Genomic DNA, 25494 nt, shown 5'->3' on the forward strand with positions numbered 1-25494 from the left:
GCGTGAGTGACCCCGCATTCATCATCGGTCGCGCGGAGACCCCGGGCGACCGGTCACCCGCGGTCTCCGCGGGGCGCACGCCTTTCTCTGCCCCCGCCACCAGATCGCGGAGGTCCATGACGTAGCCCACACCCCACCATGTTTACGCTGATTACATTCTTGCCCTAATGTGTGTGGTGCAAACATCGTGAGTGACCGACCGACATGGAAGAGAGAACCCGGATGACCAGCGAGCTGTTCTCGCCCCTGACCCTGCGCTCCGGGCAGGTCCTGAAGAACCGGATCGCGAAGGCGGCCATGGAGGAGAACATGGCCGGTGACGGCCAACTCCCCGACCGGGACCTGCTGTCGCTGTACCGGCGCTGGGCCGCCGGCGGCACCGGGCTGCTGATCACCGGCAATGTGATGGTCCACGCCGAGGCACTGACCGGGCCCGCCGGTGTCGTCCTCGACGCGCACGCGCCGCTGGAGCCGTTCGCCGAGTGGGCAAAGGCGGGCAAGTCCGGTGGGGGCGCGATCTGGATGCAGATCAACCACCCCGGCCGCCAGGTCGCCTCCGACATGCCCGGCGTCGTCTGGGGTCCGACCGACATCGGCGTCAGCCTCGGCAAGCACAGCAGCCGCTTCGGACGCCCCACCGCCATGACCGCCCAGCAGATCGCCGACACCGTGACGCGCTACGCCGTGACCGCGCGACGGGCCGAGGAGGCCGGTTTCGACGGGGTCGAGATCCACGCCGCGCACGGCTATCTGCTGTCGCAGTTCCTCTCGCCCCTCGTCAACAAGCGCACCGACCGGTGGGGCGGCTCGCCGGCGAACCGGGCCCGGATGCTGCTGGACATCGTCCGCGCCGTCCGCGCCACCGTCTCCCCCTCCTTCGCGGTAGCCGTCAAGCTCAACTCCGCCGACTTCCAGCGCGGCGGATTCGGCGCCGACGACGCCCGCCAGGTGATCGAGATGCTCGCACCGCTCGGCGTCGACCTGGTCGAACTGTCCGGCGGCAGCTACGAGAGCCCCGCCATGACCGGCCGTCCCGCCGACGACCGCACCCAGGCCCGCGAGGCGTACTTCCTCGACCTGGCCCAGGACCTCGTCACCACCAGCCCGCTGCCGCTGATGCTCACCGGCGGCATCACCCGGCGCGCGACCGCGGAGCGCGTCCTCGACAGCGGCGTGTCCGTCCTCGGCATGGGCACGGCGCTCGCCGTCACCCCCGACCTGCCCGAACGCTGGCGCCAGGGCCGCGAGGCCGACCGCGCCATGCGTCAGGTGACCTGGTCCGACAAGGCCCTCGCGTCCGCCGCGAGCATGGCGCAGGTGCGTCACCAGATGCGCCGCCTCGCCCGCGGCGGCACGACCAGGCCCGGCACGCATCCCGCGATCGCCCTCCTCTCCGAACACCGCAAGCAGCGCCGAGCCCTGCGCGGTTACCGCGCCTGGCTGTCCAAGTCCCGGCCCACTGCCTGAGGATGGCGGCCACACCGCCGTTGTTGACGGTGCTCACATCCCATCCTACAGTCATGTTCACGCCGCTTACATCAGAGTGAGGAACCCCGTCATGCCTTCGACACAGCAGGACACCGTCAAGGTCGACCTCGGCGGCCGTGCCGTCACGGTCCCCAAGGGGGGCCTGTACGACAGGTACCGGATGGCCCCCGACCTCGACGCCATCGCCCGTGACCCGCGCGTCAGCGGCGTGGACTTCTTCCGGCGACTGCCCAAGACCAAGGTCGACTCGCCCATCGGCGCCACGCTCACCCCGAACTTCTACTACGCCGTCTCGACCGCCCGGCTCACGATGCTCGCGCCGTCCCGCGCGATCCGCGGCCGCCTGCCCGGCGAGCTGGCACCACTGGAGGTCGCGCCCGGCCTGGGCCTGGTGTCGGTGATGTTCTTCCGCTACGAGGTGTGCGACATCGACTTCTACACCGAGGCCGCCGTCGGGATCGCCGTGAAGCCCGCCCGGCACGGCAGGCTCGGCTTCGTCGACCTCGTCGCCGCCCTGAAGAACGAACACCTCGCCTCCTACGTGCTGTCGCTGCCGGTGAGCACCGAGATCGCGCAGGTCCGCGGCCACGACGGCTACGGGTTCCCCAAGTGGGTCACCGGGCTCGACGTGGACATCGACGCCCACCGGACGACGGCCCGGGTGGCCAACGACGCCGACGGGGTCGATCTGGCGCTCACGGCGAGCACCCCGAGGCAGCGGTCCCACCCGAGCGGTGAACGCGTCGGCTCGCTGACGTCGTACACGACGATCGACGGCGCCTGGCACTCCACGCTGAGCCAGACCAATGTGCTCAGCGCCGGTACGACACGCTCGACCCGCGGCGTCGCTCTCCAGGTCGGGGAGGGCCGTATGGCCGACGACCTGCGCTCGCTCCGGCCGAAGCGGGCCATCCAGTTCGACGTCATGACCGAGGGCCAACTCGCCCTGCACATGCCGGTACCCACCTCGGTCCCCTCGGACGAGAACCGGAACAAGTAGCCCGGAACACGTACTCCGGAAGACGTACTCCGGAACCAGCAGCAAGGAGTCCCCCGCCATGGCCACCGACCATGCCACCCGCCCCAACGGCGCCTTCCCCACAGGCGACTTCCCCGCCGGCACCCGCGCCCCGGGCCTGCCCGCGTCCCTGACCCCGGCCCTGATCGAGCGGCTGACCGCGCACGTCTCGGCGGCGCCGGACGCGGCGCGGGTCACCACCAACGCCCCTTACACCGGCGCGCCGTTGGCCGATTTCCGCGTCTCCGCCCCCGAGGACGTCGAGGCCGCGTTCGCCCGCGCCCGCGTGGCGCAGATGTCCTGGGCCGCCACGCCGATCGCGGAGCGCAAGCGGATCCTGCTGCGCTACCACGATCTCGTCCTGGCCCGTCAGGACGAGGCCCTCGACCTGATGCAGGCCGAGAACGGCAAGACGCGGCGCGACGCGTTCCTCGAAGTCGTCGACATCGGCATCGTCTCGCGCTACTACGCCCGCACCGCCGCCAGGCACCTCGGCCCCAAGCGGCGTCGCGGGGCGATCCCGCTGCTCACCCACACCACCGAGCTGCGCCATCCCAAGGGTGTCGTCGCGGTCGTCTCGCCGTGGAACTACCCGCTGAGCATGGCCGCCGGCGACACGATCGCCGCGCTCATGGCCGGCAACGCCGTCGTCCAGAAGCCGGACACCCAGACCGCGTTGACCGCCCTGTGGTCGATGGACCTCATGTACGAGGCCGGACTGCCCGAGGACGTATGGCAGATGGTGATCGGCCGGGGCAGTTCGATCGGCGACGCGCTGATGGACAACGCCGACTACATGATGTTCACCGGCTCCACCGCGACCGGCCGCCGGATCGCGAGCGACGCCGGGAAGCGTCTCATCGGCGCGTCCCTCGAACTCGGCGGCAAGAACGCCATGATCGTGCTGGACGACGCCGACATCGAGAAGGCCGCCGAGGGGGCCGTCAACGCCTGCTTCCCGTCCGCCGGCCAACTGTGCGTCTCCGTCGAGCGGTTGTACGTGGCCGAGTCCGTCCGTGACGCGTTCGTCGCCGCGTTCGTCTCGCGCACGAAGAGGCTCAGGATCGGCGCGGCGTACGACTACGGCGTGGACGTGGGCAGTCTCACCACGCCGTCCCAGCTCGAGACGGTCACCGGGCATGTCGCCGACGCCGTGTCCAAGGGCGCCACCGTCCTCGCCGGCGGCGCGGCACGGCCCGATCTCGGCCCGCTGTTCCATGAGCCGACCGTCCTCACCGACGTCACCCCCGGCATGACGGTGTACGACCACGAGACCTTCGGCCCCGTCGTCTCCGTCTACTCCTACCGCGACGTCGACGAGGCCGTCGCGCTGGCGAACTCCACGTCGTACGGCCTCAACGCCAGCGTCTGGACGCGTGACGGCGCCCGCGGCCGGGCCGTCGCCGCCCGTGTGCACGCGGGCACCGTGAACGTCAACGAGGCGTTCGCCGCGGCCTGGGGCAGCATCGACGCGCCCATGGGCGGCATGGGTGACTCCGGACTCGGCCGCCGGCACGGTGCCGAGGGCATCCTCAAGTACACCGAGGCGCAGACCGTCGCCCACCAGCGCCTCCAGGGCTTCCATCCGCCCGCCCGCATCAGCCCCGCGACCTGGGCCGGCCTTCTGACCGGCGCGCTGAAGGTGATGAAGGCGGCCGGCCTGCGGTGAGGACCGCGATGATGCGGTTTCCCTCTTGCCTTTCGATCACTTAGGATGTATGCGGCGTTCACATCCGTGGCTACGACGTGAGCACGGTGAACAGGAAGAGAGCGAGTGCGACCTATGCCGCAGAACAGCGCATACCATCACGGTGATCTGCGTGCCGCCTGCCTGCGGGCGGCACGGGAGCTGCTGGAGGAGGACGGCAGCGCGGGCCTCTCGCTGCGGGCGGTCGCGCGCCGGGCCGGGGTCTCGGCGACCGCGCCCTACCGCCACTACGCCGACCGCGAGGCGCTGGTCTCCGCGGTCGCCGCCCAGGGCTACCGCGAACTCGCCGAGGACTTGGCGGCGGCCCATCCCGCCCCGTCGTCGCCGGACGACCTGGCCGCCGTGGCCGTCGCCTACGTGCGCTTCGCCCTCGACCATCCCGCGCTGTTCCGCGCCATGTTCGCCGAGCCCTGCGACCCGACCAGCGAGGAGCGCGTCGCGGCGACCGCCGCCATCTCCCAGTACGTCCAGGGCATCGTCCGTGACGCCTTCCCCGGCGCCGGGGACACCGAGGCGCTGGCGACGACGGTCTGGGCGCTCGTCCACGGCCTGGCGTTCCTGCACCTCGACGGCAAGCTCGACACCTCCACCCCCGAGGCCGTCGCCGCGCAGGTCCGCTCCTCCGTCTTCGCCCTGTTCGCGGCCTCGCCCGCGATCCAGGGGGCGATCGCGGCGGGGTGACGTTCACGGCCGTACGGACCGTGTCTCAACGGCAGTTCATACGGTGTCCGTCGCCGACGGCGTCGTAGCCGCACCGTCCTGCGCCGGCAGCAGCGCCAACGACCCCGGCACCGGCAGGTGGATCCAGCCCTCGATCCGGGCGTCGCCGGCCTCCGACGCGTCGGGGAACGTGGTCAGGCCGCGGGCCACCGCGCGCGCCGTCAAGGAACACACGAGGGCGTCGAAGGCGTGCTCGCTCGCGTCGTAGGCGCGCGCCGTCGGCGTGTCGCACCTCAGCCAGGGCGCGGCCGCGAGCAGGGCGTCCATCGTGCGGGGGGCGCCGAGCAGCCCCCAGCGGTGCCGGGACGCCTTCGGGTACACCTCGGCGATGGGCCCGCGTCCCGTTCTGTCGACGCGGACACCGCGACGGTTGAGTTCGTCCTCCAGATGCGCCCACCGCGCCACCATCGCTCCGATCCGGTCGAAAGGAGCCGGAAGCGGAGCACTGACGGGATAGATCTGATCGCGCACGATCCGGTCCGTCAGCCGGTAGCGCAGACGGTCCTTCCGGTACCGCTCGCTGTCCTGGCCACGGCCCGGCCACGGGTCCTCGGCGAGATGCGCCCCGACCGCGCGCACGAACTCGGCCGGCCATCCGAACGGCGTGTCGACACCGGCCCGGTCACCGGGGCGCAGCCCCGTGAGCTGGTCGATCAGCGTGTCGTCGGTGCACTTGAGCGCGGGCGGTTCGACCTCGGCCACCCCGTCCTTCCACTCCAGCACCGACATGGCCGTCTTCGACCGGTCGGCGGACAGATCGATCCCCACCGTGCGCATGCGGCCCATGGTGCCAGGTGCCGTACGGCCGTCCGCGCGCGGCTCCGGCCTTCCCCCGGATATTCGGTATCCGGATATTCGGTGGAACCGGCCTTGGAGGCGCTGCACAATCCGGCGGGGAGACGGGGCGAGGGAGAGCTTGTTTGGACGTGTTCGTGTGTGCCGGGTGCGGTACGGAGCTGACGGCGCCGGTGTCCCGGGTCGCCCTCCCGGTCCACACCCACTACGGGGCGTGGGAGGAACTCCATCCCCCGCTGATGGAACCCGCCACGTACGCCGTCGACCCTCTGCCCACCGGACCGCCCTGGCGGCTGTGGGAGGACGTAGGAGAGGACGTGGCCGCGGAACAGGGCGTGTACGCCCCGGTGTACGCGGTCTCCTTCGGCGCGCGGAACCGTATCGTCATCGCCCCCGGCGACTCGCGGTCGATGACCCTGATCCTGGAGAAGTGCGAGGGCTACTGCCGGGGCGTGGATGGCAGAGCGGGGCCCAATCTGGCCTGCGCGGGGTGCGGTCGGCCCGTGGCCACGCGCGTCGACGACTGCGGTTCGTGGCAGACGGTGTGGCTGGAGCCCGCCGCGGTCGTGCGCCGCTCCTCGGGGCTGCCGGCCGGTCCGCCGCCCGGCTGGAACGACCTGAAGCGTGTCCCGCCCGTTGAAGCCGACGGGTCGTGGAGCCGCCGTTGGGAGGCGGCGCTCGGCGTCATGCTGGCCCATCTCGTGGCGGCCACGGAGGCCCGTCCGGTGGCCCTCCCGTCGGGCCCGGTCACGGAGTTGCTGGGCCATGCCGTCAGCCGGTGTCTCTCCCCCGGACCCGAGGCGCGGAGCGCGGGGGCGGCCGTGGGGTTGGCCGTGGGGCTGGCCGGTCCCGGGATCTCGACCGCCCGGCCCCGTCCCGAGGTCCTCCTCGTCCCCCGCCACCCGCTCACGGGCGCGCCCTGGCACCCGCCCGGCGACGAGGGGGCGGTGGTGCCGTTGGACAGCGGAGTCTGGGCGTACCTCGCCCACCCCGACGACGAGACCTCCCCCGTGCCCGCGACGGGGGTGGTCCCGCAGGGTGTGCTGCGCGACGACTATCCCCTGCCGCCGCACCCGTGGCGCCCGCTGCTGCCCCACCGCGACGCCTTCCGGCACACCCTGGTCAGGCTGCCCGCCGTACGCGGCCCCGGGCTGAGCAGGTTCCGCGCGCGGTAGCGGCCGCACGTAGTGATGGGTGCGGTCGCCGGACTTGCCGTCGACGAACCCGGCACCGGCGATCCGGACCGCACGCTCGCCGTTGCCGGGTTCGGGCCCCGGCCCGTTGCATGCTGGTGTCCGTGACCGTGGCGCCGCACTCCGTGTGCCGCCGAAAGCCGAGCGACGAGGAACATCAGGTGACGGACGAACCACGAGCGGACTCCGCGCCAGGCGCCGACGGCTCCGATGCCGACCCCGCCGTCCTCGCGGACCGGCTCAAGGAGCGCATCTACGCGACCATCACCATGATCGCCGTGGTGGTCGGCCTGTCCTTCGGCGAGGTCGACGCGCTCGGCGCCATCGCCACCGTCCTGACGACCGCCCTCGGCCTCTGGCTCGCGGCGCTCGTCGCCGACCAGCAGGCGCACCGCACGGTCCACCGTCACCTCGCGACCGGACGCGAACTGCGTCGCATGCTCTACGTCAGCAGCCCCCTGCTGTCCTGCGCCGCGGGCCCGGCCGTACTGATCGCCCTGGCCGCGCTGGACGTCCTGTCCCTGGAGTCCGCCTTGCTGACGGCGGCCGGGGTCAGCGTCATCTCCCTCTTCCTGTGGGGCTGTCTGGGCGGCCTGCGGATGGGAGGCGGGGTCCTGGGAGCGGTGGTCGCCGGCCTCGCGGACGCGGCGATCGGCGTGGCGGTGGCCCTGGTGAAGGTGGCGGCGGGTCACTGAGCCGCGCCGGCGCCTCCGCCGTCAGCGTCCCCTGACGCGCCAGATCAGCAGGACCAGCAGAAGTCCGGCGACGGCTCCGGACACGCCCCAGGGAACACTCGGGGTGCCGTCGTTGAGTTCGTACCCGATCGCGCTCGCCACGACGAAGACCCCGAAGACGAGCATCCCGCCGAACTGTCGTGTGCGCATGTCCCACCCCTGCCGTTGGCCGAAATCCGCTGTGATCTTGTCACGCGTTGACAGCCGCGGACAGGGGTCCCCCTTGTCATCAGCGCCGTTCCTGATCCTGGTCCCGCGAGCGAGGGGCGGCCGTGGGCCGGGTGCCCGTCCACGCGCCGTAGAGACCGGAGAGCGCGACGCTGACCGTGGCCAGGGAGTTCGCGGAGACGCCGAGGGCGAGCAGGAGGACACCGACACCGAGGACGGCGATGAAGACGATGAGATCGAGCTTGTTACGGCTGGGGCTACGCATCACGGGTGCCTTCCGATCGTGCCGAAGGGGTGGAAGGCCAGCGTGCGGGAATGATCTGATTGTCCGTCTTGAGGTGAGACGTTGGCGCAGTTCACGCCACCGCACATCGCGGACAGCGCGGACACCTGCGGACGGGGGACCGGATGCACAGCCAAGACGGCGGGCGGGTCGGGCCGCTGAGCGGTGACACGCCCGAAGCGGACGAACTCGCCCAGTGGCTGCGCCGGGTGACGAACGGCTGGACCGTCCGCGCGCTGGCCGGACGGTTCCCCTACGGCCGCAACCAGTGGAGCGAGTTCCGCAAGGGGACCAAGCTGCTCCCCGGGTATCTGCTGGAGGATGTCCTCACCGTCCTGATCAAGGATCCCCGGATCCGGCAGATCCAACTCCATGAGGGCATGCGGCTGCTGGCGGCGGCGGAGACCGCGGCTCGCGCCCGGTCCGCGGCCGCCGCCGAACAACCCACGGGCACCGCCCTCGAGTTGCAGTTGCGACTCGACGACGCGCGCCGGGGCGAGATCGCCGCCAGGGACGCCCTGCTGGGGACCAGTCGCCTTGTCTACATGCTGCTGGAGGTGGTCGGTTCGCTCACCCAGCGGTGCAAGGCGCTGGAACAGGAGCGGGACCAGGCCCGGACTGCCGTCCCACCCGTTGATATTCGCGCCATCCAGGGTGAGTTGGACGGCACCAAGGCGTTGCTCGACCAGGCCAACGATCGTCTGGCCCAGGCGCGGAGGGAACGCGAGGAGGCGGAGGACCTGCGCCTTCTCGCCGAACAGCGGGCCGAGGAGTACCGGTTGGCGCTGGAGGCCGTGAACCGGATCGTCACCTCCGCGACCACGGAGCGGCGGCCCGGCGACGCCGCCACGGGGAGCGATGATGACGACCGTCGCTGGCAGCCGGCCGAGGATCTGCATCCGCTGTGGGAGTACGAGATCGCCCTCGAAGCGGCGGACGAGGAACTGGCGGCGCACAAGTCGCACATGGCGGCTGCGCGAGAGCAGATGGGGGTCGGCACCGACGGGGCGGTCACACGGGAGACTCCGACTGTCGTGCCCGGACACGTTGTCCGCGCGGACAGCGCGGACAGCGCGGACAGCGCGGACAACGAGGACAGACCCGCGGCTCGAACGCCGCGAACGCGGCGCCCGGCCCGGCATCAGGCGCCGTACATCTGGGGCAACGTCCCTCCGCGCAACCCCAACTTCACCGGCCGACAGGCATTGTTGGAGTCGCTGCACGAACGGCTGCTCACAGGTACGACGGCGGTGCTGCCCCAAGCAGTCCACGGCATGGGCGCTGTCGGGAAGACCCAACTGGCCGTCGAGTACGTGTTCCGGTATCAGCACGAGTACGACATCGTCTGGTGGATCTCCGCCGAACGGCCCGACCGGATCGGTCCGTCCCTGGCGGAACTGGCCCTGCGACTGGGCCTCACCACCGAGGAGGAGTCCCATATCGCCGGACCGGTCGTCCGGGAGGCGCTGCGTGAGGGGCGCCCGTACGCCCGCTGGCTGCTGGTCTTCGACAACGCGGACAACCCGGACGAGGTTCGCCCTTACTTCCCGCCTCAGGGCGAGGGCGCGATCCTCGTCACCTCCCGCAATCGGCGCTGGGGCCAGTTCGGCCACTCTGTCGAGGTGGACGGATTGACCCGTCAGGAGAGCAAGGATCTGCTGCTGCGCCGTGTTCCGGAGCTGGGGCAGGGCGACGAGGCCGATGCGCTGGCCGAGGCACTCGGTGATCTGCCCCTTGCGCTGGAGCAGGCCGCCGCTTGGCTGACGGTGACCGGAATGCCTTCCTCCGACTATCTGCGAGTGATCGAGGAGGCACGTGTGGTGCCGCCTCCCGGATCCCCGCCCGACTACCCGCTCCCTGTCACCACCGCCTGGAACGTCTCTCTGGACGAGCTGGAGACACGCTCCCCGAGCGCGCTCAGGCTGCTGCAACTGTGCTCCCACTTCGCTCCTGAACCGATCTCCAGGTGGCTCCTCTCCGCACACGGAGCGGACAGCGTGCACCCCGATCTGGACCCGCTGCTGAACGACGCCATGCTCCTCGGGCGAGCCACGAGGGAGGTGAACCGCTACTCGCTGGCCCGCATCGACCACCGCACGAACTCCTTCCAGATGCACCGCCTCGTGCAGCACGCCGTGAAGAACGGTATGAGCCCCGACGAACAGTCCCGGATGCGCCGGGGCGCCCATACGCTGCTGGCGGCCGCGGACCCGATGGCACCTGCCGATCCAACACAGTGGCCCCGGTACGCCGAACTCCTCCCGCACGCCGTGGCGTCCGCAGTGGTCGGGTCCGAACAGCCACCGGTCCGCCACCTGGTGAGCAACCTCGCCGAGTACCTCCATCACCAGGGCGACCACAAACGAGCGCTGGAGTTCTCCGAGCACACCTGGCAGACATGGCGGACCCGGTTCGGCGAGGAAGACCCGCTCACACGGTCGGTGGGGCAGTGGCTGGGCTCCTCGTACTGGACGGCGGGCAGGTTCGACGACGCGGCGGAGCTGGCCCACCGCCTCCGGGAGATGCAGGGCGACGACGACACGTCGGAAGACGCGCTCAGGGTTCTCCGGCTCACGGCCGCCGTGCACCGCGCCGAGGGCGCCTTCGTGACCGCCGCCGACGTGGACAGGACCGCCTACGAACGGGCCCACGCAGCCTTCGGCGAGGACGATCCGGTAACACTCGAACTCGCCCACGGTGTCGCGGTGAACCTGCGGCTGTCCGGTGACTTCCAGCAGGCCGAGGAACTCGACCGCCGGACCCTCGTCCTGAAGCGCGGTCTGTTCGGCAAGGGCGACCCGTCCCTGCTGATCACCGAGGACGGACTTGCCGTCACCGCCCGGGAGAGGGGCCGCTACGCCACCGCGCGTCGTCTCCACCAGTCCGTCCACGAGGCGTACGGGGAGGCGTACGGCCGCGACCATCCCGCCACGATCGAGGCGATGCGCCAGCTCAGCGAGTCCTGCCGCAAGGCAGGCGACCCCGTGCGCTCGCTGGAGCTGGCCAAGCACGCGCACACCGAGTTCGCGAACCGCTACGAGCGGAACCATCCCAGGACACTGGCCGCCGAGCTGACCCTGTCGATGGCGCTGCGCGAGAACGGCGACCTGGACGCGGCCCACCGCCACGGGGTCATGGCCTGCCAGCGGTTCCGGCAGGTGTACAACCCTCGGCACCCGCACAGCCTGTCCGCGGACGTCGATCTCGCCGTGACGCTACGACAGCTCGGACTGGCCCAGGAGGCACACCAGTTGGACGAGGCGGCGCTCGTCGCCCTCGGCAGCCGGCTCGGCGAGGCGCACCCGCTCACCCTGGTCTGTGCGATCAATCTGGCCACCGATCTCGCCGCCCTCGGCCGCCACGAAGAGGCACGGCGTCGCGGCGAGACCGCGCTGCAACACAGCCGGGTCGGCTTCGGCGAGGAGCACCCGAACACCCTGGCCTGTGCCGGGAACTTGGCCCTGGACCTCGTCGCCGTGGGAGCCGGGACGGAAGGCACGGCCCTGCGCGAGGACACCCTGCGGCGCATGGAACGCGTCCTGGAGAGCCCCGGCCTCCTCACAGCTCGGTGCAGGAGCGGTGAGCGGATCGATTGCGACATCGTTCCGCTGTCGTTGTGACCTTCCGGCTCCCGGATCCCCCTCGCGCTCCGGGTTACGGGGGAACAGATCAAGCCAAAGTCCGCCAAGCCGGTAGCAACCCTGAAATCTGTCTCTGCAACTCCTTGCAATTCGCTTGATTGTTGGGTTCCAGACTCTATGCAAGGCGGGGCGCGACGCTGACCATTCTTGTCATGAACCTGCGGTCCGACGGGCGGGCCGCAGCGTCGTGGAGGTGTGGAATGCACCGCAAACTCGCCACCGGACTCGCCGCCTCAGCCATGGCTCTGGCCACCATCACAGCGACCGCCACCGCCGCAAGCGCCGCCCCCGCCGACAAGCCCCAAGTCCTGTCCGGTTGGACCCAGACCAGCGCCGCGAGCTACAACTCCTGGGTCTCCGCACGCAACAACCAGGGAGCCTGGTCGGCGTACGGATTCGACTGGTCCACCGACTACTGCTCCTCCTCCCCGGACAACCCCTTCGGCTTCCCGTTCGCCACGTCCTGCGCCCGCCACGACTTCGGTTACCGCAACTACAAGGCCGCCGGCTCCTTCTCCGCCAACAAGTCCCGTCTGGACAGCGCCTTCTACGAAGACCTCCTCCGCGTCTGCAACGGCTACAGCGGCGCCACCAAGACCTCCTGCAACGGCACGGCCTGGACCTACTACCAGGCCGTCAAGGCACTCGGCTGATCCACCGCCTCACGCGCACGAGCGCCGAACATCGCACGTCATCGGTCCGGTTGAGGAGGCGTGAACTCCTCAACCGGTCACCTTCCCCCGCACCAGGGGGAGTTCCGGATCCGCCGTCCACTCCTCCAGCGAGCCGTCGTACATGACCAGCGGGTCGACGCCGGCCAGGGTGAGGGCCAGGGCGTCCAGGGACGCGGAGATTCCTCCGCCGCAGTACAGAACGACCGGGCCGGCACCACCGTCCGGGAGGCGGCTCGCGCGGGCCGCGAGGTCGGGGGCGGTGAGGAGGCGGCCGTCGCCGTCCAGGAAGTCCTGGGCGGGCAGGCTCACGCTGCCGGGGATTCGGCCCCGCCTGCTGTAGCGGGTGGGGGTCGTGCCCTCGAAGTGCGGCACCCCCAGTGCACACACCAAGGTGCCGGCCGCGCGCCCTTCGCTCACCGCACGCACGCCCTCCTTGTCCATCCACAGCGACGGCCGCGCGGTATCGCCTGCCGCGGCACCGGGGAACGGGTCTCCCTCCGACGGGCGACGCACCGTTCCCGCCACGTCGGGTGCGGACGACACCACCGGCAGACCGGCCGCCGTCCACGCGGGCAGGCCCCCGTCCAGCACGCGGGCGGCCACACCCGCGTCGCGCAGCACCCACCACACACGCGCCGCCCATTGCAGCGAGCCCTGGTCGTAGAGGACGACGGTGGTGCGCTCGTCGGCGCCCAGCGCGGCCAGTTCGCGCCGGGTCGCGGCGCGGGACGGGTGGGCGAAGTGGTAGGGCGCCGCGGGATCGGTGAACGCGGTCAGCAGATCCACGTGCCGTGAGCCGGGGATGTGCGCCCCGGCCCAGGCGTCGGCGCCCGACGCGGCACGGTAGTCACCGTCGTGCGCGGGCTGCGCGAGAACGACCGTGGCGTCCAGGACGAGCACCGGCGCGCGCCCCTCCCGGCCCTCCCCGAGCAGGCGGGCCAGTTCGTCGGCGTCGATCAGGATGCTGTCGCGGTGCGCACCGGACGGGCCCAGGTTCATACGGCGCCTTTCCAGAAGCCCGGCGAGCGATGGCGCATCAGGCCGGGGAGCGGATTCGGAGGAGCCCTTAGCGTATACGCACGCATACGTTTGCTGTACGGTGATCCCATCACGTATCCGAACTCGTCGGATCGGCGTCTCCCGCCCTCGGGCGGGGCGCAACGTTCCGGCCGACCGAGGACCGCCATGCCGAGACACACCCCGCCCGCTCCCTCCGCCCCCGGAGCCCAGGCCCAGGACGCGCCCGCCGAGGCCGCGCCCTCGGGCTCGGAGCTGTACTGGCGGCTGCGACATGACGTCATGGACGGCCGCTTCCCGCCGGGCTCGGCCCTCATGGAGACGGTCCTGAGCAGCGACTACGGCGTGTCCCGGACCCCGATGCGCGAAGCCCTCGCCCTGCTGGAGCACGACGGCCTGCTGGAGCGCGCCCCGCGCGGCTTCCGGGTCCGCTCGGGCACGGCCGAGGACGTCGTGGAGATCTACGAGGCGCGCATCGCCCTGGAGGCCGAGGCCGCCGCCTCCGCCGCCCTGCGGGCCACCGAACTCGACCTCGCCCGGCTACGCCGTCAGCACGAACTGATCGTCCACGCCGACACGGACGAGGGCAGGGCGGCCGCACGGGCGGCCAACTTCCGGTTCCACGAGCTGCTCTGGCAGGCCGGACACAACGCGACCATCACCGAGCTGCTGGTGAAGCTCACGGCCCGGCTGCGGATCTACGACAGCGGGCCGCCGTCCCCCTTCGGCGGGATCGAGCCGCTGCACCAGGAGCACGAGGCGATCCTGCGCGCCCTGCACGACCACGATGCCGACCGCGCCCGCGAGGCCGCCCGTGCGCATCTGCGCCGCAGCCTGGAGCAGCGCATCAACGCCCTGGTCGGCGCCGACGAGGACACCGCCCACTGACCGGAATGTTAGGCTCACCGCCACCAGATCAGATGATCTAGCCGTAAATCATCCCAACGCGTATCACCGAGTGACGTTCTTCCTCACTCACCCTCATCTCCCAGGAAAGGAGCGGCGGATGTCCATCCACCCCGCGCGCGACCTCGCGCCTCTCCGCGCCCTTTCCCACGGCCCGCTGGGCCGCCTCGACCGTGGCCGCCGCCTCACTCTGCGCCGCCACGTCGATCACGGACGCTGCGCCAGCGCCTTCTGTACCGCCGGCTGATCCGCGCCCACCACGCTCTCCGCGTCGACAGGGCGCCCCGTTTCCCGGCCTCGCCGCCTCTCGGCACGCCGCCCGCGCCTGATCCGCCGCCCGAGGCATCAGGTATCCGTGCCCCGAGGCCGCCCTTCATCGATCCTCCGTCGATCTGGAGCACCCCCGTGACACCCTCCCCGGCCTCCGGCATCGGCGTCGGCCCGCGCCGCATACGTCTCAACGGCCTCCGTCAGTCGACCGTCGGGCACACCGCGATGGGCCTGTGGCGGCACCCCGACAGCCAGGCGCACCGCTACCGGGACCTGGACCACTGGATCGAGACCGCCCGGATCCTCGAACGCGGCCGGTTCGACGCCTGTTCATCGCCGACGCCCTCGGCCCCCTCGACGTCTACCAGGGCTCCACACGGGCCGCCCTGCGCGACGGCATCAACACCCCCACCGACGACCCGCTCCTCCTCGTCAGCGCGCTCGCCGCGGCCACCACGCGTCTCGGGTTCGCGGTCACCGTGTCCTCCACCTATGAACGCCCCTACGCGTTCGCCCGGAAGATGACGACCCTCGACCACCTCAGCAACGGGCGCATCGGCTGGAACATCGTCACCTCCGCGCTGGACAGCGCCGCCCGCAACCTCGGTCTGGAACGGCAGATCCCGCACGACGAACGCTACGCCGTGGCCGAGGAGTTCATGGAGGTCGTCTACAAGCTCTGGGAAGGCAGTTGGGAGGACGACGCCGTGGTGCGCGACGCGGCCTCCGGAGTCTTCGCCGACCCCGACAAGGTGCATCCGATCGCCCACCGGGGCACCCACTTCAGCGTCCCGGACATCGCCCTGTCCGAACCGTCCGTCCAGCGCACCCCGGTCCTGTACCAGGCCGGCACCTCGCCCGCCGGGCGGCGCTTCGCCGGGCGGCACGCCGAGGGCGTCTTCCTCTCCGCCTACAGTCCCTCCCTGGCCCGTACCCTCGTCGACGCCGTGCGCGCCGCCGCCGCCGAGGCCGGGCGGAACCCCCGTGAGCTGCGCTTCTTCGGCATCGTCACCGTCGTCGTGGCCCCCACCGACGCCGAGGCCCGCGCCAAGTACGAGGAGTACCGCTCCTACTCCTCGCTGGAGGGCAGCCTCGCCCGCTACAGCGCCCTGCTCGGCATCGACCTGTCCGCGCTGGACCCCGACACCCCGCTCCGGTACGCCGACACCGAGGGCATCCGCGGTCTGCTGGAGGTGTTCACCCGGCTGGATCCCGAGCGCACCTGGACGCCTCGTGAGATCGCCGAGTTCGTCGGTGTCGGCGGTGGCGGGCCGGTCCTCGTCGGCTCTCCGGCGACGGTCGCCGACGAACTGGAGCGGTGGGCCGAGGCGGCCGACCTGGACGGATTCAACATCGCCGACCCCGTCCCGCCGGTCACCCTGCGCGACTTCGTCGATCTCGTCGTGCCCGAACTCCAGCGCCGCGGCCGGGTGTGGACCGAGTACGAGGGCACCACGCTGCGCGAGCACACCCACGGCCCCGGCCGCACGCGGCTGCCCGCCGACCACCCCGGCGCCCGCCACCGACGCCCCTGATCCGCACCCACTCCTCCTCGCCCCGCCGCACCTCTTTCCCGGAGCCCCCGTGTCCCACATCCGCGTCATGCTCGACTACTTCCACCCCTGGCCCAACTCCGCCGGCTTCTTCGTCGCCCGTGACCGCGGCTGGTACCGGGAGGCCGGTCTCGAGGTCGAACTGTCCGTGCAGGATCCGGGGCGTGGCGACACCCTGGAGTATCTCGCCCGCCGCCAGGCCGACTTCGGGATCTTCCCGCCCAACCGGCTGCTGGTGCGCCGCGCCCAGGGTCAGCCGCTGATCGCCGTCTCGGCGGTCAACCACCGTGCCCTGGAGGCCATTCAGACCGTCACCGGACGCGGTATCGAACGGCCCCGGGACCTGGCGGGCCGGCGCCTCGCGTACAACCCGACCCCGCGCGGACGGGCGTTGGTGCGGCATCTGGTCGCCGCGGACGGCGGTGATCCCGACGCCGTGGTGACCGTCGACGCAGGTTACCGCGAACTGACCGTGGACGACCTGGAGTCGGGCGAGGCCGACGCCACCTTCGGCGTCTACTGGTCCTGGGACGCGCTGCGCGGCGGTCTGCCCGAGGAGCGCCGGCTGACCTGGCCGGTGGACGAGATCGGCGCCCCGCGCTACCACAGCTACCTCCTCGGAGCGCACGAGGAGACGGTCCACGCCGATCCCGACGCCGTACGCCGGTTCCTCGCCGCGACGGCGCGCGGGTTCGCCGAGGCGGCCGCCGACCAGCCCACCACGCTGGCTCTCCTCGAACGCGTCATCCCCTACTTCCCGCGCCCCCTCATAGCCCGCTCGCTGGAGTTGGTGGCACCGACCTGGACGGACCACGAAGGGCGTTGGGGCGGCATCGCCGAGGACCGTATGGGCCCCTACGCCCACTGGCTCGCCGCCCAGGGCGTCCTGCCCACGGCCGACGGCTGGCGCACGGCCTACCGCACCGACCTGCTGCCGGACCTCGTCCCAGGACACCCGGCGGCACTCCCCGCGGCCCGGACCAGCGCATGAACCCGTACGACGGCCGCCGCCGCCACGCCCTCGCGACGCCGCCCCTCGGGCCGGCCCGCCCCCGCGCCACCCTTCCGTGTCCCGGCCGCGCCCGCACCGCACCAGCAGCCGTCACCCCCTCGCCGTCCTCTCCCCGTACCGGGCACCAGCCGCCCGCCGCAAGAAACGAGCCCGTCCCGTGAACCCGTCCCGCCCGCTGCCCCGCACTCCCCGCCGAGCCGTCCGCCTCGCGCTGACGGCCACCGCCGTCGGCGCCCTGTTCGCCGTCACGGCCTGCTCCTCGGACTCCGGTTCCGGTTCCCGCGACGGTGACGCCAAGGGGCTCACCGAGGTCTCCCTCGCGCTCGACTGGACGCCCAACACCAACCACACCGGCATCTACGTCGCCCAGCAGCTCGGCTGGTTCAAGGACGCCGGGATCGACCTGAAGATCCTCCCCTACGGCTCGACGTCGCCCGAGACCCTTCTCGCCGGCCACAAGGCCGACTTCGGCATCTCCTACCAGGAGGGCCTCACCGCGGCCCGGTCCGCGGGCCAGGACATCACCTCGGTCTACGCCGCGACCCAGAAGACGAATGTCACCATCGCGGTCTCCGCCGACCGCAAGGACATCACCTCGCCCAAGGACCTGGACGGCAAGACCTACGCCGGTTTCGGCGCCGCCTACGAGAAGCCGCTGCTCCGGTCCGTCATCAAGAACGCGGGCGGCACCGGCGACTTCACGTCGGTCACCCTCAACACCTCGGCGTACGCGGCCCTTTACGCGGGCAAGGCCGACTTCGCCATGCCGATGCCCACCTGGGAGGGGCTGGAGGCGAAGCTCAGCGGCAAGCCGCTGAAGAACTTCGAACTCACCGACTACGGCTTCCCGGAGATCTACTCCACCCTGATCGCGTCCTCCGACCGGTACCTCAAGGCGAACGCCGCGACGGCGAAGAAGTTCCTCGACGCGGTGGAACGCGGCTACGCCTACGCCGTCGAGAACCCCGCCAAGGCCGCGGATCTGCTGATCGAGGCGAACAAGAGCGTGCTCACCAACACCGAGCTGGTGCACCAGAGCGAGAAGCTGCTCGCCGACTCCTACTACCGCGCCGCCGACGGCTCCCTCGGCACCCAGTCCGCCGACCGCTGGAAGGCGTTCGCCGACTTCGAGTACGCGTCCGGGCTGCTCAGCGACGCCGACGGCAAGAAGCTGACCGGCGCCCCGGACACCTCGTCGTGGTTCACCAACGACTACCTCCCGGAGAAGTCGTGACCGCCACCACCACAACCACCGGCACCGGCACCGGCACCGGCAAAGCCGCCGTCGGGACGAGCGCCGCCCGCCCTCCGGCGCGCCGCAGGCTCCGCCGCTCCCCCGCCGTCGTCCTGCCCCCGCTCCTCGTCGTCACGGCGCTCCTCGCCGTCTGGCAGACCTACACCAGCGCGGCCGCCGTGGACCCCACCGTCCTGCCCAGCCCCGGGCGGGTGCTCTCCCAGGGCTGGGAGAACCGGCAGGACCTGTGGGACGCGACGCTGCCCACCCTCCAGGAGACCGTCGCCGGGTTCGGGATGTCGTTCGTCGCCGCCTGGCTGGTGGCGGTCCTGCTGGACTTCTCCACCTGGGCCCGCCGGGGCCTGTACCCGCTGCTGGTCGCCTCGCAGACCATCCCGATCGTGGCCGTCGCACCGCTGCTGATCATCTGGTTCGGGTTCGGCCTGTTCCCGAAGATGCTGGTGGTCACCCTCGCCACGTTCTTCCCGCTCACCGCCAACCTCGCCGCCGGATTCGCCTCCGCCGACCCGGAGGCCATGCGGCTGCTGCGCTCCCTGGGCGCCGGCCGGACCCGCACGTTCCTGATGGTCCGCGTGCCCAGCGCGATGCCGTACTTCTTCGCCGGGCTGCGCGTCAGCATCACCTACGCCGTGGTCGGCGCGGTGTTCGCCGAGTACGCCGGCGCGGAGAACGGGCTCGGCATCTACATGCAGGCACAGAAGAGCGCCTTCCGCACCGACCTCGTCTTCGCGGCCGTGGCGGTCACCGCCGCCCTGAGCATCGCCCTGTTCGCCACGACCTACCTCCTCCAGCGCCTCGCCCTGCCCTGGGAGCGCGCCACCCGGCGGAAGGACCACCCATGAGCACCCCCGACGGCCCCACCCCCGGTGCCCCCGATCCGCGGCTCGTGCTGCGCGGCGTCGACAAGGGCTACGACGGTCTCGCCGTCCTGCGCGGTCTCGAACTGTCCGTCCGGCCGGGCGAGTTCGCGGCCGTGATCGGTCCCAGCGGCAGCGGCAAGAGCACCCTGCTCAATCTGGTCTCGGGGCTCGACCGGCCCACGGCCGGCGAGATCCTGGTCGACGGGGAGCCTCCGCGCACCCGCTCGGGCCGGGTCGCCTACATGCCGCAGAAGGACCTCCTGTTCCCCTGGCGGACCGTCCTCGCCAACACCGCGCTCGGTCTGGAGGCGCAGGGGGTGCGCCGGTCGGAGGCGCGTCGCCGGGCCGCCGCGCTGTTCGACGCGTTCGGCCTCGACGGTTTCCAGCACAGCTATCCCGGTCAGCTCAGCGGCGGGATGCGGCAGCGCGCGGCGCTGCTGCGCACCGTCGTCCTGGAGCGTCCGCTGCTGCTGCTCGACGAGCCGTTCGGCGCCCTGGACTCCCTCACCCGCCGTGAACTCCAGCGCTGGCTGGCCCACATGTGGCACACCTACCGCTGGACCGTCGTCCTGGTCACCCATGACATCCGGGAGGCGGTCCTGCTCGCCGACACCATCCATGTCCTGTCACCGCGGCCCGCCTCGGTGACCGCGCGCATCGACGTGCCCCGCCCGCCACGCGGCGAGAAGGGCCCGCGCGCGCTGGACGCCGTCACCGCCGCCGAGGTCGAGGAACGCGTCCTGGCCGCGCTCGCCGCACCCTCGGGGGCCGCACGATGACCGCGCCCGGCGGCAACGCCACGGAACCCGCCCCGCCGGCGACGCACGGCCTCGGCTACGACCGCGTCGAACCCGACTGGGCTCCCCTCACCGCCCGGGAGGCGGCGGACGTGCTCGGCGGCCCGGCCCGGCTGCACTGGCACAGTCCCCGCCCGCTGTCCGCGGCCGCCGTCGTGGAGCACGACGGACGGCGCGTCTTCCTCAAACGCCACCACACCAGCGTCCGCACCCTCGAAGGGCTGGAGGAGGAGCACGCCTTCCTGTGCCATCTGCGCTCCCGCGGCGCGCCCGTGGTCGACGTCCTCGCCGCCTCGGCGCGCGGCGAATGGACCTACGAGGTGCACTCGTTGGGCACTGGCACGGACCTCTACCAGGACGCGCTGTCCTGGACGCCGTTCACCTCCGTCCACCACGCCCGGGAGGCGGGCTCCGCGCTCGCCCGGCTCCATCGGGCCGCCGTCGGCCACGGGGCGCCGGCCCGCCGGGTCCAGCCGCTGGTGTCGTCGTTCCGTGTCTTCGGCGGCCCCGATCCGCAGGGCGCCCTCGCCGCCTACGTCGCCGGGCGGCCGGCCCTGGCCGACGCCCTGCGCGCCGACCCGGTCGACGCCGATCTGGCCCGCTGGCATCTGCCGCTGCACGCCGAACTGGCACCGCTCCTGCCCGAGTTGGAGCCGCTGTGGACGCACAACGACTGGCACGCCTCCAACCTGCTGTGGGACACGACCGGCGGCACGGACACCGTGGCCACGGTGCTCGACTTCAACCTCAGCGACCGGACCACGGCCGTCCACGACCTCGCGGTGGCCCTGGAGCGCAACGTCTTCGGCTGGCTGGACCTGCCGCGCGGGCACCGCCATGTGGCGGTGCAACACGCCCACCTCACCGCCCTGTTGGAGGGCTACGCCGCCGTCCGCCCGCTGAGCGAGGCCGAGGCGGAGGCGCTGCCCGCGCTGCTGCCCCTGGTCAACGCCGAGTACGCGCTGTCGGAGATGCACTACTTCCACGAGGTGACCCGCTCGGCGGCGAACACCGCTCTGGCCCGCGCCTACTTCACCGACCACACACGCTGGTTCACCACGGAACCCGGCCGGCTCGCCCTGCGCCAGGTGCGGGACACCGCGCGCCGGCTGACCACGCCCGCACAGCTCCCCGGCCGCAAATCCGGTGGCGGACCGCGCGGCGCTCGGGCAGGCTCACGCGCATGATCTCGATGAGTTCCGCGTCCGCCCCTGGAACCCGCCGACACCGGAGCCGCCCATGACGAGCAGTGAGCTGTGGAGCCGTGAGACCGCCGACCGCTACGACGCCGAGGAGACCGAGCGGACCTCGGCCGCCGTCCTCGGACCGACGGTCGCCTTCCTCGCCGAACTCGTCGACGGCGGACGGGCGTTGGAGTTCGCCATCGGAACCGGGCGCGTGGGCGTCCCGCTGCGGGAACGCGGTGTGCCCGTGGTGGGGATCGAGCTGTCCGAACCCATGGCGGCGGTCCTGCGCCGCAAGGCCGACGAGGACACGCTCCCGGTGGTCATCGGCGACATGGCCACCACCGTCGTACCCGGCGAGTTCAGCCTCGTCTATCTCGTCTACAACACCATCACGAACCTGCTCACGCAGGACGAGCAGGTCGAGTGCTTCCGCAACGCCGCGCGCCATCTGGCGCCCGGCGGGCGGTTCGTCGTCGAACTGGGCGTGCCGCCGCTGCGGTTGCTGCCGCCCGGGCAGGTCGCGGTGCCGTTCGACGTCTCCGACCGGCATCTCGGCTTCGACACCTTCGATCTGGTCGAACAGATCCTGGTCTCGCACCACTTCACCCGCGACGGCGACGACGGCCGCTACCGCCGCGGCGCCTCCCGGCACCGGTACGCCTGGCCGGCGGAGCTGGACCTGATGGCGAAGATCGCCGGACTCCGCCTGGAGCGGCGCGTCGCGGACTGGGACGGCTCGCCGTTCACCCAGGACTCCCCGCAGCACATCTCCGTCTGGCGCAAGCCGACCTGACATTCCCCCAGTTGGTGCGCCGTGACGGTGATCGCCGGTTCGGGAATACGGTGACTCGGACGCGGGTTCCGGACCCCTGAAGAGCTGAAGACGATCACGGGCGGCCGGCATCCGCGGCGCGCCCGTCGAAGGGGGACGGTATGAAGGCGGTCGCGTTCAAGGAGGTCGGCGGACCGGAGGTCCTGCGTCCGGTGGAGCTGCCCGCTCCTGAGCCGGGTCCGGGAGAGGTGCTGATCCGGGTGGCGTACGCGGGCGTCAATTACGGCGAAGTCCAGCACCGGCTGGGCGACTTCGGCGCTCCCGAGGGCGAGACGGTGACCGGTCTGGAGGCGTCGGGGACGGTGGCGGCGCTCGGTGAGGGCGTGACGGGCCTGACGCTCGGCGAGGAGGTCGCCGCCTACCTCCCGGACGGCGGCGGCTACGCCGAATACGCGACGGCACCTGCCTCGTTCGTGTTCCCGCTGACCGACGTGGGCCTCGGCCTGCGGACGGCCGGCGCCGCGCCCCTCGTGCTGACGACCGCGTACGGCGTGCTGGCCGGCGCGGCCCGGATCGCGGCCGGTGACACCGTGCTCGTCCACGCGGCGGCGGGCGGGGTCGGTTCGGCGGCGGCGCAGCTCGCCCGGTCCCTGGGGGCCACGGCCGTGTACGGCACCGTGAGCACCAAGGAGAAGGCGGAGTACGCGCGCCGCTTCGGCTACGACGAGGTCTTCGAGCGCGACGGCTTCGTGGACGCGGTCCGGGCGGCGACGTCCGGGCGGGGCGTGGACATCGTGCTGGACCCGATCGGCGGCCCCACCCGGCTGGCGAGCTTCGAGATCCTGGCGCCGTTCGGCCGGGTCGCGGTCTACGGGGAGGCGGCCCGGCATCCCGACCTGAGCCTGCCGGTCCTCCCGGTGTGGAAGAACAACCGTGTCCTGACCGGCTACAACATCGGCGACCTCTCCCGCCGGGACCCGGCACTGCTGCGGCGGCACGCCCTCGCCGCGCTGGCGCTGGCCGCGTCCGGTTCCGTACGGATCGACATCACGGCCGAGTACGAGCTGGCCGACGCGTCGCGCGCGCACCGTCTGCTGGAGGCCGGTGCGAACACGGGGAAGGCCGTGCTGCGGGTGCGTGGTTGAGGCCGCCCGCGTGAGGTGAGGTCCGGGCGTGGCCGTCGAGGCGAGTGGCGGCGGCGGTCACGCCGGGCCGGGCCCGCCCGAGGTGAGCCCGATTTCGACGAGCGGTTCGAGCTGGGCGCCCCACTCGGGGTACAGGGCGACCTTCTTCTCGTGGAGTGCCATGATCTCGCCGGCCAGCCCGGGGTCCATGTCGTCGGAGACGTCGGGGCCGATGCGGATCCGGGCCAGGTGCGGAAGGATCTCGGGGTCCCCGGCGAGGTGGACCGGGTCGTGCATGTACCGCTCCAGGGCCGCCAGATCCGCGATGCCCACGCAGTAGCCGTGGGTGAACCCCTCGGCGGGGTCCCCCAGGCTCTGTCCGACGGCGGCGAACGACACCGACTCGACGGAGGACGTCCGGCGCATCAGCGCGAGGACCCGGTCCTTCTGTTCCTCGGTCGTCCCGTCCTTGAAGGCGAAGCGCAGCATGTGAACGATCATGGTCTCCCACCCGCTCGATTGAACTCGTCGGTTCAGTCAACTTGCCTTGCTAGTAGCACAATTAGAATGAACCCATGGGTTCAGCAGAGTCAAGCGGGGCCGGTGGCGTGACGCGCGGCCGGGTCGACAAGCGGCAGGCGATCCTGGACGCCGCGTTCACCGTCTTCGCGCGGCGCGGGTACGCGCAGGCGTGCGTCCAGGAGATCGCGGAGGAGGCGCGTGTCGCCAAACCGACGGTCTACAGCCATCTGCGCGACAAGGAGACCCTCTTCCGTCACACCGTCGAGCTGGCGGCCGACGCCCTGGCGGCGGAGAGCCTCGCCGCGGTCGAACGGCTGCGGGACCTCGGCCCCGGCGGCGACCTGCGGGCGGTGCTCACGGATCTCGCCCGGCGGCTGCTGACGGTGTGCTGCGGTGAACGCTCCCGCGCGCTGCGGTCGTTGACCTACGCGCAGGTGGCGCAGTTCCCCGATCTGATCGACACCGTGCAGGAGCGCACCGCGCACCGCCCTCGCGCCGCGCTGGCCGACCGGCTGGCCCGTCTCGCGCTGGCCGGCCGACTGCGCGGCGGCGACCCGGAACAGGCCGCCGAGCACTTCTTCGCCCTGCTCACCGGCCCGTTGGAGTCCCGTTCACGGCTGGGCACCCGTCGGGTCCCCGCCGCCGAGCTGCGCGTTGTGGCGGAGTCGGCGGTGGACGTCTTCCTGCGCGCCTACGGCGCCGACGAACCCGCCGCTCGCTGAGCCGCGAACTCAGCGACGTGACAGACCGAGTTGGGCGGACGCCGCGTCGACGGTCTGCTCCAGCAGGACGGCGATCGTCATGGGCTCCACGCCACCGGGGACCGGGGTGATCAGACCGGCCCGGGTGCGGGCGGTGTCGAAGTCGACGTCACCGACGTTGCCCGCGTTGTATCCGGCGTCGATCACGACGGCGCCCGGCCGGATGTCCTCGCCGCGGATCAGCCGGGGCCGTCCCACGGCCGCGACGACGACGTCCGCCTCCCGTACGGCCGCCGCCAGGTCCGCCGTACGGGAGTGGCAGTAGGTGACGGTGGCGTCGCGGGCGAGCAGGAGCATGCCGACGGGCTTGCCGAGGATCGCGCTGCGGCCCACCACCACGGCACGCCGGCCCGCGAGTTGAACGTCGTAGGCGTCCAGCAGCCGCATGATTCCGCCGGGGGTGCAGGACGCGAAGCCGGGCCGTCCGAAGCTCATCGAGGCGAAGCTGCTCATCGTGACGCCGTCGACGTCCTTCTCCGGCGCGATGGCCTCGAACGCCGCCCGCTCGTCGATGTGCGCGCCCACGGGGTGCTGCAACAGGATGCCGTGGACGGCGGGATCCTGCGACAAGGACCGCAGGGTGCCCACGAGTTCGGCGGTCGTGGTGGCGGCCGGCAGGCTGACGAGCCGCGAGTCGATGCCGGCCTTCGCGCAGCGGGCCCGCTTCATCCGGACGTACGTCACCGAGGCCGGGTCCTCGCCCACCAGCACCGTGGCGAGGCACGGCGTCACTCCGGTACGCCGGGTGATCTCCGCCGCCCGGACCGACGTCTCCTCGACGACGCGCCGGGCCAGGGCGGTCCCGTCCATCAGCCGGGCCGTCCGGGTCTGCGTGTGCGTGTGGGTGCGGGACATGGTCGCCTCCAGGCGTCGCTGACCACTCGCCCAGGCGCACGGCATCGACCGGTTCGGCAGGCCGCTCCCCGGTGGTGCTCCACCTCAGCGCCAGTCACGGCCCACACGCCACTGTAGTGGACCGCTCGCGGCGGCCGGGGTGTCTCGGGCGGTGGGACGCGTGGTGGACGGGCCGGTCCAT

The 25494-nt window shown here is 71.9% G+C and carries 24 protein-coding genes and 1 riboswitch; of the genes, 18 read left to right on the top strand and 6 right to left on the bottom strand.

What is annotated here, in order from left to right:
- The first annotated feature begins 222 nt into the window (after positions 1-222).
- From G6W55_RS16045 to G6W55_RS16060, 4 genes are all read left to right on the top strand, one after another.
- Positions 223-1467 (top strand): NADH:flavin oxidoreductase/NADH oxidase family protein, encoded by a 1245-nt coding sequence (locus G6W55_RS16045; RefSeq protein ID WP_175521595.1) that lies wholly within the window; start codon positions 223-225, stop codon positions 1465-1467.
- Positions 1468-1558: 91 nt separating this feature from the next.
- Positions 1559-2488, top strand: a complete 930-nt coding sequence (locus G6W55_RS16050; RefSeq protein ID WP_175521520.1) for an acetoacetate decarboxylase family protein — start codon at positions 1559-1561, stop codon at positions 2486-2488.
- 58 nt (positions 2489-2546) lie between these two features.
- On the top strand, positions 2547-4175 hold the full coding sequence (locus G6W55_RS16055; RefSeq protein ID WP_175521521.1) for a succinic semialdehyde dehydrogenase: 1629 nt from the start codon (positions 2547-2549) through the stop codon (positions 4173-4175).
- Positions 4176-4289: 114 nt separating this feature from the next.
- Entirely contained in the window at positions 4290-4895 is a 606-nt protein-coding gene (locus tag G6W55_RS16060) for a TetR/AcrR family transcriptional regulator (protein WP_175521522.1), read from the top strand.
- Positions 4896-4931: 36 nt separating this feature from the next.
- On the opposite strand, the gene G6W55_RS16065 is transcribed toward G6W55_RS16060, so the two are convergent.
- Positions 4932-5711: a DUF429 domain-containing protein gene (locus G6W55_RS16065; RefSeq protein ID WP_175521523.1), complete on the bottom strand. Its 780-nt coding sequence runs from the start codon at positions 5709-5711 to the stop codon at positions 4932-4934.
- Positions 5712-5854: 143 nt separating this feature from the next.
- Between G6W55_RS16065 and G6W55_RS16070 the strand changes: the two genes are divergently transcribed.
- Positions 5855-6904 (top strand): hypothetical protein, encoded by a 1050-nt coding sequence (locus tag G6W55_RS16070; protein ID WP_175521524.1) that lies wholly within the window; start codon positions 5855-5857, stop codon positions 6902-6904.
- A 179-nt stretch (positions 6905-7083) separates the two neighbouring features.
- Positions 7084-7617 carry a hypothetical protein gene (locus G6W55_RS16075; RefSeq protein WP_309243727.1) on the top strand — a complete coding sequence of 178 codons (534 nt, stop codon included), beginning with the start codon at positions 7084-7086 and terminating at the stop codon, positions 7615-7617.
- 21 nt (positions 7618-7638) lie between these two features.
- On the opposite strand, the gene G6W55_RS16080 is transcribed toward G6W55_RS16075, so the two are convergent.
- Entirely contained in the window at positions 7639-7806 is a 168-nt protein-coding gene (locus G6W55_RS16080; RefSeq protein WP_175521525.1) for a hypothetical protein, read from the bottom strand.
- A 79-nt stretch (positions 7807-7885) separates the two neighbouring features.
- Positions 7886-8089: a hypothetical protein gene (locus G6W55_RS16085; RefSeq protein ID WP_175521526.1), complete on the bottom strand. Its 204-nt coding sequence runs from the start codon at positions 8087-8089 to the stop codon at positions 7886-7888.
- Positions 8090-8232: 143 nt separating this feature from the next.
- Between G6W55_RS16085 and fxsT the strand changes: the two genes are divergently transcribed.
- The gene (gene fxsT / locus G6W55_RS16090) at positions 8233-11727 is read left to right on the top strand and encodes an FxSxx-COOH system tetratricopeptide repeat protein (RefSeq protein WP_175521527.1); all 3495 of its coding nucleotides are present in this window, start codon (positions 8233-8235) and stop codon (positions 11725-11727) included.
- A 221-nt stretch (positions 11728-11948) separates the two neighbouring features.
- Positions 11949-12401 (top strand): phospholipase, encoded by a 453-nt coding sequence (locus G6W55_RS16095; RefSeq protein ID WP_175521528.1) that lies wholly within the window; start codon positions 11949-11951, stop codon positions 12399-12401.
- 69 nt (positions 12402-12470) lie between these two features.
- Here G6W55_RS16095 and G6W55_RS16100 read toward each other — a convergent pair whose 3' ends face one another.
- Positions 12471-13421, bottom strand: coding sequence for a sulfurtransferase (locus G6W55_RS16100; RefSeq protein ID WP_175521529.1), 951 nt, complete (start codon positions 13419-13421; stop codon positions 12471-12473).
- Positions 13422-13607: 186 nt separating this feature from the next.
- Between G6W55_RS16100 and G6W55_RS16105 the strand changes: the two genes are divergently transcribed.
- From G6W55_RS16105 to G6W55_RS16145, 9 genes are all read left to right on the top strand, one after another.
- Positions 13608-14327 carry a GntR family transcriptional regulator gene (locus G6W55_RS16105; RefSeq protein ID WP_175521530.1) on the top strand — a complete coding sequence of 240 codons (720 nt, stop codon included), beginning with the start codon at positions 13608-13610 and terminating at the stop codon, positions 14325-14327.
- 521 nt (positions 14328-14848) lie between these two features.
- Positions 14849-16150 (top strand): NtaA/DmoA family FMN-dependent monooxygenase, encoded by a 1302-nt coding sequence (locus G6W55_RS16110; RefSeq protein ID WP_309243728.1) that lies wholly within the window; start codon positions 14849-14851, stop codon positions 16148-16150.
- 49 nt (positions 16151-16199) lie between these two features.
- A complete protein-coding gene (locus G6W55_RS16115) occupies positions 16200-17159 on the top strand; it encodes an ABC transporter substrate-binding protein (RefSeq protein WP_175521531.1) in 960 nt (319 codons plus the stop codon).
- Between the two features lie 178 nt (positions 17160-17337).
- A complete protein-coding gene (locus G6W55_RS16120; protein ID WP_309243729.1) occupies positions 17338-18414 on the top strand; it encodes an ABC transporter substrate-binding protein in 1077 nt (358 codons plus the stop codon).
- Positions 18411-19277, top strand: a complete 867-nt coding sequence (locus tag G6W55_RS16125; protein ID WP_309243730.1) for an ABC transporter permease — start codon at positions 18411-18413, stop codon at positions 19275-19277. Before G6W55_RS16120 ends, G6W55_RS16125 begins: the two co-directional genes overlap by 4 nt.
- Positions 19274-20074, top strand: coding sequence for an ABC transporter ATP-binding protein (locus tag G6W55_RS16130; RefSeq protein WP_175521532.1), 801 nt, complete (start codon positions 19274-19276; stop codon positions 20072-20074). Before G6W55_RS16125 ends, G6W55_RS16130 begins: the two co-directional genes overlap by 4 nt.
- Positions 20071-21279, top strand: a complete 1209-nt coding sequence (locus G6W55_RS16135; protein WP_175521533.1) for a phosphotransferase enzyme family protein — start codon at positions 20071-20073, stop codon at positions 21277-21279. The genes G6W55_RS16130 and G6W55_RS16135 overlap by 4 nt, the downstream gene beginning before the upstream one ends.
- A gap of 52 nt (positions 21280-21331) precedes the next feature.
- Entirely contained in the window at positions 21332-22072 is a 741-nt protein-coding gene (locus tag G6W55_RS16140; RefSeq protein ID WP_175521534.1) for a class I SAM-dependent methyltransferase, read from the top strand.
- Positions 22073-22212: 140 nt separating this feature from the next.
- Positions 22213-23196, top strand: a complete 984-nt coding sequence (locus G6W55_RS16145; protein ID WP_175521535.1) for a zinc-binding dehydrogenase — start codon at positions 22213-22215, stop codon at positions 23194-23196.
- 57 nt (positions 23197-23253) lie between these two features.
- Here the strand turns inward: G6W55_RS16145 and G6W55_RS16150 are convergent, their stop codons facing one another.
- Positions 23254-23664, bottom strand: a complete 411-nt coding sequence (locus G6W55_RS16150; protein WP_254876279.1) for a Dabb family protein — start codon at positions 23662-23664, stop codon at positions 23254-23256.
- Between the two features lie 86 nt (positions 23665-23750).
- On the opposite strand from G6W55_RS16150, the gene G6W55_RS16155 reads away from it, so the two are divergent.
- Positions 23751-24419, top strand: a complete 669-nt coding sequence (locus G6W55_RS16155) for a TetR/AcrR family transcriptional regulator (protein WP_175521537.1) — start codon at positions 23751-23753, stop codon at positions 24417-24419.
- 9 nt (positions 24420-24428) lie between these two features.
- Here G6W55_RS16155 and G6W55_RS16160 read toward each other — a convergent pair whose 3' ends face one another.
- Complete coding sequence (locus G6W55_RS16160; RefSeq protein ID WP_175521538.1) at positions 24429-25313, bottom strand: bifunctional 5,10-methylenetetrahydrofolate dehydrogenase/5,10-methenyltetrahydrofolate cyclohydrolase; 885 nt, start codon at positions 25311-25313, stop codon at positions 24429-24431.
- Between the two features lie 21 nt (positions 25314-25334).
- Positions 25335-25421: riboswitch (ZMP/ZTP riboswitch) on the bottom strand.
- Positions 25422-25494 lie beyond the last annotated feature (73 nt).

The sequence above is a fragment of the Streptomyces sp. CAI-85 genome, from assembly GCF_013363615.1.
GTDB classification, from domain to species: Bacteria; Actinomycetota; Actinomycetes; order Streptomycetales; family Streptomycetaceae; genus Streptomyces; species Streptomyces antibioticus_B.